Genomic DNA, 12,981 nt, shown 5'->3' with positions numbered 1-12,981 from the left:
TTTGTAGGCCCGGTAAGCGTTAGCGCCACCGGGCAAAACAGACGGGTACGATATTTGTAGGCCCGGTAAGCGTCAGCGCCACCGGGCAAAACAGACGTGTGCGATATTTGTAGGCCCGGTAAGCGTCAGCGCCACCGGGCAAAACAGACGGGCACGATATTTGTAGGCCCGGTAAGCGTCAGCGCCACCGGGCAAAAACAGACAGGCACGATATTTGTAGGCCCGGTAAGCGTTAGCGCCACCGGGCAAAAGCAGACGGGCACTTAGTAGTAAGAGTGCTCACCGCGCTGGTGTTCGGTCAGATCGCGAACGCCCTTCAGCTCAGGGAATTCGTTCAGCAGCTGCTTCTCGATCCCTTCTTTCAGCGTCACGTCAACCATCGAACAGCCGTTACAGCCGCCGCCGAATTGCAGGATCGCCAGGCCATCTTCGGTGATTTCCATCAGGGAAACACGACCACCGTGACCGGCCAGCTGCGGGTTAATCTGGGATTGCAGCAGATACTCAACGCGCTCCATCAGCGGGGCATCGTCAGACACTTTACGCATTTTCGCGTTCGGCGCTTTCAGCGTCAGCTGTGAGCCGAGCTGGTCTGTCACAAAATCGATTTCCGCATCTTCAAGATACGGTGCGCTCAGCTCATCAACGTAGGCGGTGAGCTGTTCAAACTTAAGGGCAGTGTCAGTTGCTTCCACAGCGTCCGGCGGACAATAAGAGACACCACATTCTGCATTCGGAGTGCCTGGATTGATCACAAACACGCGGATCTGCGTCCCTTCTTCCTGATTTGCCAGCAGTTTGGCAAAGTGCGCTTGTGCAGAATCGGAAATACGGATCATAGCTTTGGCCTAATAGTTGACTAAATTACCTGGGTATAATCATACGCCCATTGAAGAAGGGCTACAAGGTACGGCACAGACACCATACCTGAACCGACGCGGCGCCGCTTCGCAAAAGCAGTCGGGAAAGTTCAGCAACGGTACTGCCCGTGGTGACGACATCATCCACGATGGCGATATGGAGGCCGTTCACCGGCAATTCAAGACGAAAGGCGTTTTTAAGGTTCTTTTTGCGCAGCCGCGCGCTGAGCCGATGCTGGATGGCGGTTGGGCGCAGGCGCGTTACCGTGTTTGCCTGATACTCGCAGCCAAGCCAGCGCGCAAGCGGGCGACACAGCAGGTCGCTCTGGTTATAACCGCGTCGCCACTGGCGGTTTTTATACAGCGGCACGCTGACGATTCGGTCAGCGCGCGGCAGCGTTCCCACCCGACGCGCACGCAGCACCGCCAGCAGCAGCGTGCGGGCCAGCGGCACGGCCAGCGTGCTCTGGCGGGAAAACTTAAACTGATGCACCAGCCCGCTGAGCGGGGGCACGTAGTCTGTCACCGCCACCAGCGCACGCCAGGGCGGCGGCTTTTGCAGGCAGCGTCCGCAGGGCATGTCGGGATGGGTCGCGCGTAATCCACACTGCGGGCACCCGTTCACCGTCACCAGCGACCGGGAACACACCGAGCAGATACCCCACCGGCTCAGCGCCAGCGGCATTCGGCATAGCCAGCACAAGCCAGGCACTGTTAGCATGTGCAACCTCCTTGTGAAAAAAGAGAACAGTAACCGATGAAGACTCTGTGGTGGCAGACCGTAGGCACGGGAAATTGCCATCTTGTGCTGCTGCACGGATGGGGGCTGAACGCCGAGGTGTGGAATTGCATTCGTGAGGAACTGGCCTCGCACTTTACGCTGCATCTGGTGGATCTGCCGGGGTTTGGCCGCAGCCGTGGCTGTGGCGCAATGTCGCTCGATGAGATGGCGCAGCAGGTGTTAGACGCCGCGCCGCCGCGCGCCATCTGGCTCGGCTGGAGCCTCGGCGGGCTGGTGGCGAGCCGCATCGCGCTTAACCATCCGGAGCGCGTACAGGCGCTGGTGACGGTGGCCTCTTCCCCGTGCTTTAGCGCGCGCGACGCGTGGCCGGGCATCAAGCCTGAAGTGCTGGCCGGGTTCCAGCAGCAGCTGAGTGACGATTTCCAGCGGACGGTGGAGCGTTTTCTGGCGCTGCAAACGATGGGTACCGACACCGCACGACAGGACGCGCGCACGCTGAAAAGCACCGTGCTTTCGCTGCCGATGCCGGAGGTCGAGGTGCTGAACGGCGGTCTGGAGATCCTGAAAACCGCCGACTTACGCGAGCCGCTCGGCGCCCTTGCGCTGCCTCATCTGCGCATCTACGGCTATCTGGACGGGCTGGTGCCGCGCAAGGTGGTGCCGCTGCTGGACGCGCTCTGGCCGCAGAGTGAATCGATGATTATTGCCAAAGCCGCCCACGCGCCGTTTATCTCCCATCCGAGTGAATTTTGCGCCGCGCTGGTTGCGTTGCGTCAACGAATACTCTGATTGTTTTCTGTCCAGCCTGGCAAAAGTGGCTTACCGCAACAATACTTACTGTGTCGTTGCGGTTGTTCCGCCCACGATAATCAAAACACCATCCTAAGGAGAGTCATGGTTATGAAATTGATTACAGGTATTGTCACTTCACTGGTTGTTGGGTCACTGTCTTTTGGCGCATTAGCGGCGCAAGAACTGCAAAAAGATAAAGTGAAAGAGATGAATCTCACCAAAATCGGTGATATCTCCACGTCAGACACCACCGCGCCGATGGACGCGAAACGCGAGCTGTCCAAGAAAGCGGACGAGCTGGGCGGGACCTACTACGTGATCACCAGTGCGAACAAAGATACCAAAGACGTTCGCGCGACGGCGGACGTGTATAAGTAAGACAAAAAAGCCGGGCATTTTGCCCGGCTTTGCTATCTCAGCACCCACCACTCTCTGAGGCAGGCTTTCCCTTCCGGGCAGCTTTTGCAGCTACCCGACAGACAGCCGTCGGCCTCTTCCTGAATGCGTTCGGCTTTTCCCATGGCTTCCAGTCTTTGCAGCATGGCATCGATCATCGGCTGCGGCGTAAGCAGGCTGAGGCTCAGCTGTTTCGCCTCCATTCGCCCCTGCAAGGCCAGTAAATCACGTACCTGAATCAACGTTGCCATCGCGCGTCCCCTTAGTGACAGTCGCCCGCCGGGCTGTTGCAGCAGGTGGTCGGCGTTTTACGGGTAGCCAGCAGGTTAACGTTGACGCGACTGCGCGCCCGGCGCAGCAGGCCAATCACCACCACGTTGAACAGGACCACCGCCAGGATGCAGATCAGGCTGTAGCGCGGATGCTGGCTAAAGTTGGCCGTCTGGTAGAAGACCGTGGCAAGCGAGTAGGCGATGTTCAGCCCCCACAGAATGGAGAAGCCCATCCAGCCGCGGCTTGATTCGCGGGCGATGGCGCCCATCACCGAGATGCACGGAATGTAGAGCAGCACGAAGATCAGATAGCTATAGGCCGCCGACGCGCTGCCAAACTTCTCGCTCATCACGCCCATCGCCCCGGTCGCCATTTCCCCGTCGCCTTTGCTGGCTTCGATGGGGTTCGCCAGCACGCTCAGGCTGAAGGTGTCTTTCAGGCTCTGCCAGGTCTCTTCCACCGCGCCGAGCAGTTCGTCGCCGAGGTGGAACTCTGCCGGGTTGAAGTCCTGCTCCTGAATATCTTCTGCGGTGTAGAGGGTGTTGAGCGTTCCGACCACCACCTCTTTCGCCATCGCCCCGGTGAACAGGCCCACGGTCGCCTGCCAGTTGTCTTCGTGCACGCCAATCGGCTTGAAGACAGGCGTAATCACGCGGCTGACGGAGGCCAGCGCCGAGTCGTTAATGTTATCTGCCGCCTGGCCGCTGAGGGTGAAGCTGTTCAGCGCGCTCAGGAAGATGCTCACGATGACAATGACCTTACCGGCGCGCAGCACAAAACCTTTCAGGCGTTGCCAGGTCTGGATGACCAGGCTTTTCAGGTGCGGGACGTGGTATACCGGCAGCTCCATCACGAACGGCGACGCTTCGCCACGCATGATGGTGTGCTTGAGCATCAGGCCGGTGAGGATAGCCATGACGATGCCGAGCACGTACAGGGAGAAGACCGCCAGCGCCCCCTGCTGACCAAAGAAGGCCGCCGCAAAGACCGCGAAGATCGCCAGGCGCGCGCCGCAGGACATAAACGGCGCCATCATGATGGTCATCAGGCGCTCGCGCGGCGCATCCAGCGTACGTGCGCCCATTACCGACGGCACGTTACAGCCGAAGCCCACGATCAGCGGCACGAAGGATTTCCCCGGCAGACCCAGCGCCTGCATCAGGCGGTCCATCACGAACGCGGCGCGCGCCATGTAGCCGGAGTCTTCAAGGAAGGAGAGGAACAGGTACATCATCCCGATTTGCGGCACCAGCGGCAGAACGGTGTTGATACCGCCGCCCAGACCCTGCGCCAGGAAAATGGTCAGCCACTCCGGGAAGTGCAGGGTGTAACCCACCCACTGAATGCCGTGAACAAATATCGCCACCGAACCGGCGTCAAAGATAGGCTGAAGCGCGCCGCCGATGTTAATGGCGAGCAGGAACATCAGGTACATCACCAGCAGGAATACCGGCAGCCCGAGGAAGCGGTTCAGAACAATTTTGTCGACCGCGGCGGTGAATTTACTCGGCTCGGCGGTGAGGGCGTTGCTCACCACATCACAAATGGCGGCTATGGACTGATAGCGGGCGTCGGCGATGTGCAGGGCCGGGTCGTCCATCTCTTCGCTCAGGCGCGCCAGCGACGCGTCGAGCTTATCGGCAGCGCGGCCAGCGTAGGCGCGGCTGTAAATATCCCCTTCGAGCATTTGCAGGCCGAGCCACTGGCGCTGTTTCGCGGGCATCTGTGCGTCCATCGACTGGGCCAGCTGTTCTGCTTCGCGCAGCAGCGGGCGGGCGTAATGAACCAGCTCCACGCTGCTGTTGCCCGCGTGACGATCGACGGCGAGCTTCAGGGCGTCAATGCCGCGCGCGCGGGTGGAAACCAGCGGCACCACCGGGCAGCCCAGACGGGCGGAGAGGGCGTCGATATCGATGCGCAGGTTCTGCTTTTCCGCGATATCGAGCATGTTAAGCGCCACGATGCACGGAATACCGAGTTCCAGCAGCTGTAGCGTCAGGTAGAGGTTGCGCTCAAGGTTAGAGGCATCCACCACGTTAATTAATAAATCCGCATCGCCGCTCAGAATATAGTGGCAGGCAATTTGTTCATCGAGAGAGGTTTGTGACGAAATGGTCGTTAAGGAATAGGTGCCAGGCAAATCCACCAGCGTGACCTGATTATCGGTGGTCGCGAATTGACCCTCTTTGCGCTCAACCGTCACGCCCGCCCAGTTTCCCACGCGCTGACGCGCGCCGGTTAGCTGATTAAATAAGGTTGTCTTGCCGGAATTAGGATTGCCAATTAAGCCAATAGTTAATTTTTTCATTAGATTAGACTCACTGAACCGCTGGCTTGTTATCAGGAAATAGCTTCGACTTCGATTAAGGCGAGGTCTTTTTTACGCAGTACCAGGTTAACGCGTCGGGTTTCAATATGCACCGGATCGCCCAGCGGCGCGACGCGCACCACCTGGAAGGAGGAGCCGGGCAACATGCCGAGGGACAACAGCTTCTGCCGATACGCCGGGCTAATCTCGCGGGTAAAGCCGGTAATTTTCCATGCACTGTCGGGAGTGAATTGCATAGTGCCTACTTAACGAAGGAAAGATTAAATAATCAACAATGCAATCGTAATGAGAATTGTTTTTATCAGCAATATGTAAAATGTGACGGAATGCTAACAGCGATATTAATTTGCGAGCAATTTGACCTCGCTCAATATTTACGGGAAAGCGGTGTCATGCAGAATGAGCATATTTGTTAATAAAGTGATGATGGGGAGTTTAAATATGGATATGCAATCGGTTTCATATATTTATTAATGAGTGAGCACATTCTTATTTGATTTTTGTGCCGGCTGGAAGCCGGGTGGCGGCGTTGCCTTACCCGGCCTACGGTCTTGTGCTTTTGCAGGCCCGGTAAGCACAGCGCCACCGGGCACAGCATGGCTAGCGTTTCTTACCCATCGCTGCCGCCAATGCGTCCATCATCGCGCTATTGCCCGCAGGCTGCGCGTCGCGTCCGCGTGGTTTTGCCGCTTTGGCTGCCGGGCGCTGCTGCTCGCGACCGCCGCCGTTGCCGCCGCGACGGGCATTGGTTTCACCCGGCTGCTCGTCCAGACGCATGGTCAGGGCGATACGCTTGCGCTGAAGATCCACTTCCAGCACTTTTACCTTCACGATATCGCCCGCTTTCACCACGGTGTGCGGATCTTCAACGAACTTATCCGCCAGCGACGAGATATGCACCAGACCGTCCTGATGCACGCCGATATCCACAAAGGCACCAAAGTTGGTGACGTTGGTGACCGAGCCTTCCAGCACCATGCCCGGCAGCAGGTCGTTCATGGTTTCAACGCCGTCAGCAAAGGTAGCGGTTTTAAACTCAGGGCGCGGATCGCGACCCGGTTTTTCCAGCTCTTTGATGATGTCGGTCACCGTCGGCACGCCGAACTGATCGTCGGTGAAATCAACGGCTTTCAGGTTACGCAGGGCGCTGCTATCGCCCATCAGATCTTTCAGCGCCTGCCGGGTGGCCGCCAGAATGCGCTCGACGACCGGGTAAGCTTCCGGGTGAACGGTGGAGGCATCCAGCGGGTTGTCACCGTGGTTGATGCGCAGGAAGCCCGCGCACTGCTCAAAGGCTTTTGGCCCCAGACGGCTCACCTTCAGCAGCTGCTGACGGTTCTGGAACTGGCCGTTCTCATCGCGCCACGCCACGATGTTCTGCGCCATCATGCGGGTAAGGCCCGCCACGCGGGTCAGCAGCGCCACGGAGGCGGTATTCAGGTCCACGCCAACGGCGTTCACGCAGTCTTCCACCACCGCGTCCAGCTTGCGCGCCAGCTGGGTCTGGCTGACGTCGTGCTGATACTGGCCCACGCCGATGGATTTCGGGTCGATCTTCACCAGCTCCGCCAGCGGATCCTGCAAACGACGGGCGATAGAGACCGCACCGCGCAGGGACACGTCCAGATCCGGGAACTCCTGTGCCGCCAGCTCGGAGGCGGAATAGACCGATGCCCCGGCTTCGCTGACGATCACCTTCTGGGCGGTGACTTTCGGGAACTGCTTCTGCACGTCCAGATAGAAACGCTCGGTTTCGCGTGAAGCTGTACCGTTACCGATCGCCACCAGCTCCACGTTGTACTTCTCGCACAGCGCCGCCACGGCAACCGCGGCTTTTGCCGCCTGTCCGGTGTGCGGATAAATAGTGTCGGTCGCCACCAGCTTGCCGGTGCCGTCGACCACCGCCACCTTCACGCCGGTACGCAGGCCCGGATCGAGACCCATCGTGGCGCGCAGGCCGGCCGGGGCGGCCATCAGCAGGTCGTGCAGGTTGCGGGCGAACACGTTAATCGCTTCGTCCTCGGCGCGCTCGCGCACCGTGCCCATCAGCTCGGTTTCGAGGTGCATCAGCACTTTGATGCGCCACGTCCAGCTCACCACGCCTTTGCGCCAGCTGTCCGCCGGGGCGTTGTTCAGGCGCAGGCCGAGGTGATCCATAATGATCTGCTCGCAGTGGCTCTCTTTTGGCGGCTCGTCAAACTGCGGGTCGGCATTCAGGGAGAGTTGCAGCACGCCTTCGTTGCGGCCGCGGAACATCGCCAGCGCGCGGTGGGAAGGGGTGGTTGAAATCGGTTCGTGGTGATCGAAATAGTCGCGGAACTTCGCGCCTTCTTCCTCTTTACCGCTGACGACGGTGGCGACGAGATGGGCGTTTTTCCACAGGTAATCACGCACTTTGGAGAGCAGCGCCGCGTCTTCGGCGAAACGCTCCATCAGAATGTAGCGCGCGCCGTCGAGGGCGGCTTTGGTGTCCGCCACGCCTTTGTCGGCGTCGATAAATTTCGCGGCTTCGGTTTCCGGGTCGTGGGACGGCGCATTCCACAGCAGCTCGGCCAGCGGCTCCAGGCCCGCTTCAATCGCAATCTGCCCGCGCGTGCGGCGCTTCGGTTTATAGGGCAGATAGAGATCTTCCAGTTCGGTTTTGCTCAGGGTGCCGTTAATGGCTTTTTCGAGGTCGCTGGTCAGCTTGCCCTGCTCGCCGATGGATTTAAGGATCGCCTGGCGACGGTCTTCCAGCTCGCGCAGATAACCCAGTCGGGTTTCCAGATTACGCAGCTGTGTATCATCCAGTCCGCCGGTGACTTCCTTACGATAACGTGCAATAAACGGCACGGTGTTCCCTTCATCAAGCAGGCGAACGGCAGCTTCTACCTGTTCGGCTTTGGCCTGAATATCACCCGCAATAATGCGGCAGAGCGACTCTTTCATCATGGCTTTATCATCTTTGTGGGTCAAAAATCAGGGGGTAGTTATACGGACTGGCACGGCAAAATGCCAGTCGCGGAGGGCGCTCTCAGATTATTTTACGTACTCGATTTCATTGACGTACCAGCTCGCTTCGCCGCCCGGCGTTTGCACGACGGCCAGATCGCCAACTTCCTTTTTCAGCAGGGCGCGGGCCATCGGCGAGTCGATGGAGATGTAATCCTTACGACCAAAAATTTCATCGTAGCCGACGATGCGAAAACGCAGGGTATCGCCATCGTCATTTTCGATTTCGACCCACGCGCCGAAGAACACTTTGCCCTCCTGCTGGGGGGAGTAATCGACAATCTTGAGGTTTTCGAGGCATTTGGTCAGGTAGCGCACCCTACGGTCGATTTCGCGCAGGCGCTTTTTGTTGTACTGATAGTCAGCGTTCTCGCTGCGATCCCCCAGGCTTGCCGCCCAGGTGACCTTTTTCGTCACCTCCGGGCGCTCCTCACGCCACAGGTAATCCATCTCTTTTTTGAGTTTTTCGTACCCTTCGCGGGTGATCAGAGGCGTTTTCATGGTGTGACCTTCAGACTCGACTTCATTAAGACGTTGCGCACATTACGTATCAAAGCGTTTAACCTACAGCGTTCATAATGATTTCTGTGATGAAATATGCAGATAAGCTGCTGTTAAATATGCTTTGTAACAATTTCGACTAGAATTTATACCAGAATTAGCTGGTCGAACACGTGCACTTTTTTAGAATACCCTGTTACAAAGACTATCCGAACCTTTGGGAGTAAATACAATGCAAGAGAACTACAAAATTCTGGTCGTGGATGACGACATGCGCCTGCGTGCGCTGCTTGAGCGTTATCTGACCGAGCAGGGCTTCCAGGTTCGCAGCGTGGCGAATGCCGAGCAGATGGACCGCTTACTGACGCGTGAATCTTTCCATCTGATGGTGCTCGATCTGATGCTGCCAGGGGAAGATGGTCTGTCTATTTGCCGCCGCCTGCGTAGCCAAAGCAACCCGATGCCGATCATCATGGTGACGGCGAAAGGGGAAGAAGTTGACCGTATCGTGGGGCTGGAAATTGGCGCCGACGACTACATTCCAAAACCGTTTAACCCGCGTGAACTGCTGGCGCGTATCCGCGCGGTGCTGCGTCGTCAGGCGAACGAACTGCCGGGCGCACCGTCGCAGGAAGAGGCCGTTATCGCCTTCGGTAAGTTCAAGCTGAATCTCGGCACCCGCGAGATGTTCCGTGAAGACGAGCCTATGCCGCTCACCAGCGGTGAATTCGCGGTACTGAAGGCGCTGGTCAGCCACCCGCGCGAGCCGCTCTCCCGCGATAAGCTGATGAACCTGGCGCGTGGCCGCGAATACTCCGCAATGGAACGCTCCATCGACGTGCAGATCTCCCGTCTGCGCCGCATGGTGGAAGAAGATCCGGCGCATCCTCGTTATATTCAGACCGTTTGGGGTCTGGGCTACGTCTTTGTCCCGGACGGCTCTAAAGCATGAGGCGAATGCGCTTCTCGCCGCGAAGCTCGTTTGCCCGCACGCTGTTACTGATCGTCACCCTGCTGTTCGTCAGCCTGGTGACGACCTACCTGGTGGTGCTGAACTTTGCGATCCTGCCGAGCCTCCAGCAGTTTAATAAGGTGCTGGCGTACGAAGTCCGTATGCTGATGACCGATAAGCTGCAACTGGAGGACGGCACGCAGCTGGTGGTGCCTCCGGCGTTTCGCCGTGAGATTTACCGCGAGCTGGGCATTTCGCTCTATTCCAACGAAGCGGCAGAAGACGCAGGCCTGCGCTGGGCGCAGCACTACGAGTTTCTCAGCCAGCAGATGGCGCAGCAGCTGGGCGGCCCGACGGAAGTGCGCGTTGAGGTCAACAAAAGCTCGCCGGTGGTGTGGCTGAAAACCTGGCTGTCACCCAATATCTGGGTGCGCGTTCCGCTGACCGAAATCCATCAGGGCGACTTCTCGCCGCTGTTCCGTTACACCCTGGCGATCATGCTGCTGGCGATAGGCGGCGCGTGGCTGTTTATCCGCATTCAGAACCGACCGCTGGTCGACCTGGAGCACGCGGCGCTTCAGGTCGGTAAAGGGATTATTCCGCCTCCGCTGCGCGAATACGGCGCGTCGGAAGTGCGTTCGGTGACCCGCGCCTTTAACCATATGGCGGCCGGTGTAAAACAGCTGGCGGACGACCGAACCCTGCTGATGGCGGGCGTCAGTCACGATCTGCGCACCCCGCTGACTCGTATTCGCCTGGCGACGGAGATGATGGGCGAAGAGGACGGTTATCTCGCCGAGTCCATCAACAAGGACATCGAAGAGTGTAACGCCATCATCGAGCAGTTTATCGACTACCTGCGTACCGGGCAGGAGATGCCGATGGAGATGGCGGATCTGAACGCGGTGCTGGGGGAAGTCGTCGCGGCGGAAAGCGGCTACGAACGTGAAATCGATACCGACCTTCAGGCGGGTGAGATCCCGGTGCGGATGCATCCGCTCTCTATCAAGCGCGCGCTCGCCAATATGGTGGTGAACGCGGCGCGTTACGGCAACGGCTGGATCAAGGTCAGCAGCGGGTCTGAGCTCAATCGCGCCTGGTTCCAGGTTGAAGACGACGGTCCGGGCATCAAGCCCGAGCAGCGCAAGCATCTGTTCCAGCCGTTTGTGCGCGGCGATAGCGCGCGCAGCACCAGCGGAACCGGCTTAGGGCTGGCGATTGTGCAGCGTATTGTCGATAACCATAACGGGTTGCTGGAGATTGGTACCAGCGAGCGGGGCGGTTTGAGCATTCGCGCGTGGTTGCCGGTGCCGGTGACGCGGGGGCAGGTGAAAGAGGGGTAAAAAAGGGTGGCGAATGCCACCCTTTTTCGTAGGTCGGGTAAGGCGGAGCCGCCACCCGACTAAATGCGATCTCTGCGGCCTGATGCCCTCACCCCGGCCCTCTCCCACAGGGAGAGGGAGAAGGGGTTACAGCTTCGGTCCCGCGCTCACCAGCGCTGCGCCCGCCGGGGTATCGGTATACTTCTCAAAGTTCTCAATAAACAGCTTCGCCAGCGTTTCCGCTTTCTCACGCCACTGCTCCGGTGAGCCGTAGGTATTGCGCGGGTCGAGGATACGGGTATCTACGCCCGGCAGCGCCGTTGGGATCGCCAGGTCAAACATCGGCAGGGTGAAGGTTTCCGCGTCGTCCAGAGAACCATCCAGAATCGCGTCGATAATCGCGCGCGTGTCCTTGATCGAAATACGTTTCCCCGTGCCGTTCCAGCCGGTGTTCACCAGATAGGCCTGCGCGCCCGATGCCTGCATACGTTTCACCAGCACTTCTGCGTACTGCGTCGGGTGCAGCGACAGGAAGGCCGCGCCGAAGCAGGCGGAGAAGGTTGGGGTCGGCTCGGTCACGCCGCGCTCGGTGCCCGCCAGTTTGGCGGTAAAGCCGGACAGGAAGTGGTACTGAGTCTGGCTGGCGGTCAGGCGTGACACCGGCGGCAGCACGCCGAACGCGTCGGCGGTCAGGAAAATCACCTTGGTGGCGTGACCCGCTTTCGACACCGGCTTCACAATGTTGTCGATGTGGTAGATCGGGTAAGAAACGCGGGTGTTTTCGGTTTTCGACGCATCGTCGAAGTCGATAGAGCCGTCGGCGCGCACGGTGACGTTTTCCAGCAGCGCATCGCGGCGGATGGCGTGGAAGATGTCCGGCTCGGCCTCTTCGGACAGACGGATGGTCTTCGCGTAGCAGCCGCCTTCGAAGTTAAACACGCCGTCGTCGTCCCAGCCGTGTTCGTCATCGCCAATCAGGCGGCGTTTCGGATCGGTGGAGAGCGTGGTTTTACCCGTACCGGAAAGACCAAAGAAGACCGCAACATCGCCTTTTTCGCCGACGTTCGCGGAGCAGTGCATAGAGGCGATCCCCTGCAACGGCAGCAGGTAGTTCATCACCGAGAACATCCCTTTTTTCATCTCTCCGCCGTACCAGGTTCCGCCAATCAGCTGGATACGCTCGGTCAGGTTAAAGGCGATGAAGTTCTCGGAGTTCAGGCCCTGCTCTTTCCACTGCGGGTTGGTGCATTTCGCGCCGTTCATCACGATAAAGTCAGGGCTGAAATCCTGAAGCTCTTCGTCGGTCGGGCGAATGAACATGTTCTTCACGAAATGCGCCTGCCAGGCCACTTCGGTAATAAAACGAACGGAAAGACGGGTGTCGGCGTTAGCGCCGCAGAAGGCGTCGATGATGAACAGACGCTTGCCGGAGAGTTGTTCGGTGACGAGTCCTTTCAGATGCTGCCAGGTGTCAGGGGAGAGCGGCTTGTTGTCGTTCTTGCCCTTGCCTTTGTCTGACCACCACAGCGTGTCGCGGGTGGTGTCGTCACGGACGATATACTTATCTTTCGGCGAACGGCCGGTAAAGATACCGGTATCGACGGCGATAGCACCAAGATTCGTCAACACACCTCGCTCGTATCCTTCCAGTGCTGGATTGAGCTCCTCCTGATACAGCGTATCGTAATCGGGGTTGTAAACGAGTTCCTGGACGTCGTGAATGCCATAAGCCTTGAGATCTTGCGAGGTTATACCTTTAACGCGCATGTCACTGCTCCTTAGCCAATATGTACTGCCTGAAATTGTAGGGTTTTTCTTAGGTT

General features: G+C 58.6%; 12 protein-coding genes. 4 read left to right on the top strand and 8 right to left on the bottom strand.

Features of this window, described 5'->3' with window-relative positions:
* Positions 1 to 263 precede the first annotated feature (263 nt).
* On the bottom strand, positions 264 to 839 hold the full coding sequence (gene nfuA, locus ACSVHP_RS20140; RefSeq protein WP_003861601.1) for a Fe-S biogenesis protein NfuA: 576 nt from the start codon (positions 837 to 839) through the stop codon (positions 264 to 266).
* A gap of 61 nt (positions 840 to 900) precedes the next feature.
* Positions 901 to 1,581 carry a DNA utilization protein GntX gene (gntX, locus tag ACSVHP_RS20135; protein WP_447552831.1) on the bottom strand — a complete coding sequence of 227 codons (681 nt, stop codon included), beginning with the start codon at positions 1,579 to 1,581 and terminating at the stop codon, positions 901 to 903.
* A 36-nt stretch (positions 1,582 to 1,617) separates the two neighbouring features.
* Between gntX and bioH the strand changes: the two genes are divergently transcribed.
* On the top strand, positions 1,618 to 2,391 hold the full coding sequence (gene bioH, locus ACSVHP_RS20130; RefSeq protein ID WP_447552830.1) for a pimeloyl-ACP methyl ester esterase BioH: 774 nt from the start codon (positions 1,618 to 1,620) through the stop codon (positions 2,389 to 2,391).
* Between the two features lie 111 nt (positions 2,392 to 2,502).
* Positions 2,503 to 2,772, top strand: coding sequence for a YdgH/BhsA/McbA-like domain containing protein (locus ACSVHP_RS20125; protein WP_234675697.1), 270 nt, complete (start codon positions 2,503 to 2,505; stop codon positions 2,770 to 2,772).
* Positions 2,773 to 2,804: 32 nt separating this feature from the next.
* Here the strand turns inward: ACSVHP_RS20125 and feoC are convergent, their stop codons facing one another.
* The 5 genes from feoC to greB all read right to left on the bottom strand — a co-directional run bounded on the left by feoC (position 2,805) and on the right by greB (position 8,884).
* Positions 2,805 to 3,041 (bottom strand): [Fe-S]-dependent transcriptional repressor FeoC, encoded by a 237-nt coding sequence (gene feoC / locus ACSVHP_RS20120; RefSeq protein ID WP_447552828.1) that lies wholly within the window; start codon positions 3,039 to 3,041, stop codon positions 2,805 to 2,807.
* A gap of 11 nt (positions 3,042 to 3,052) precedes the next feature.
* On the bottom strand, positions 3,053 to 5,371 hold the full coding sequence (feoB, locus tag ACSVHP_RS20115; RefSeq protein WP_447552826.1) for a Fe(2+) transporter permease subunit FeoB: 2,319 nt from the start codon (positions 5,369 to 5,371) through the stop codon (positions 3,053 to 3,055).
* 32 nt (positions 5,372 to 5,403) lie between these two features.
* Positions 5,404 to 5,628 (bottom strand): ferrous iron transporter A, encoded by a 225-nt coding sequence (feoA, locus tag ACSVHP_RS20110; RefSeq protein WP_234675694.1) that lies wholly within the window; start codon positions 5,626 to 5,628, stop codon positions 5,404 to 5,406.
* Between the two features lie 364 nt (positions 5,629 to 5,992).
* Positions 5,993 to 8,323 (bottom strand): Tex family protein, encoded by a 2,331-nt coding sequence (locus ACSVHP_RS20105; RefSeq protein WP_447552825.1) that lies wholly within the window; start codon positions 8,321 to 8,323, stop codon positions 5,993 to 5,995.
* Positions 8,324 to 8,410: 87 nt separating this feature from the next.
* Entirely contained in the window at positions 8,411 to 8,884 is a 474-nt protein-coding gene (gene greB, locus ACSVHP_RS20100) for a transcription elongation factor GreB (protein WP_234671697.1), read from the bottom strand.
* Between the two features lie 232 nt (positions 8,885 to 9,116).
* Here greB and ompR point away from each other — a divergent pair, with 232 nt between their 5' ends.
* Both ompR and envZ read left to right on the top strand, forming a co-directional pair.
* Positions 9,117 to 9,836 (top strand): osmolarity response regulator transcription factor OmpR, encoded by a 720-nt coding sequence (ompR, locus tag ACSVHP_RS20095; protein ID WP_001157751.1) that lies wholly within the window; start codon positions 9,117 to 9,119, stop codon positions 9,834 to 9,836.
* Positions 9,833 to 11,179, top strand: a complete 1,347-nt coding sequence (gene envZ / locus ACSVHP_RS20090; RefSeq protein WP_234671695.1) for a two-component system sensor histidine kinase EnvZ — start codon at positions 9,833 to 9,835, stop codon at positions 11,177 to 11,179. The genes ompR and envZ overlap by 4 nt, the downstream gene beginning before the upstream one ends.
* A 126-nt stretch (positions 11,180 to 11,305) precedes the next feature.
* Here the strand turns inward: envZ and pckA are convergent, their stop codons facing one another.
* Positions 11,306 to 12,925 (bottom strand): phosphoenolpyruvate carboxykinase (ATP), encoded by a 1,620-nt coding sequence (gene pckA / locus ACSVHP_RS20085; RefSeq protein WP_447552821.1) that lies wholly within the window; start codon positions 12,923 to 12,925, stop codon positions 11,306 to 11,308.
* Positions 12,926 to 12,981 lie beyond the last annotated feature (56 nt).

The organism is Enterobacter sp. 186315, assembly GCF_053290175.1.
This window is presented reverse-complemented; position numbering and strand designations above follow the sequence as displayed.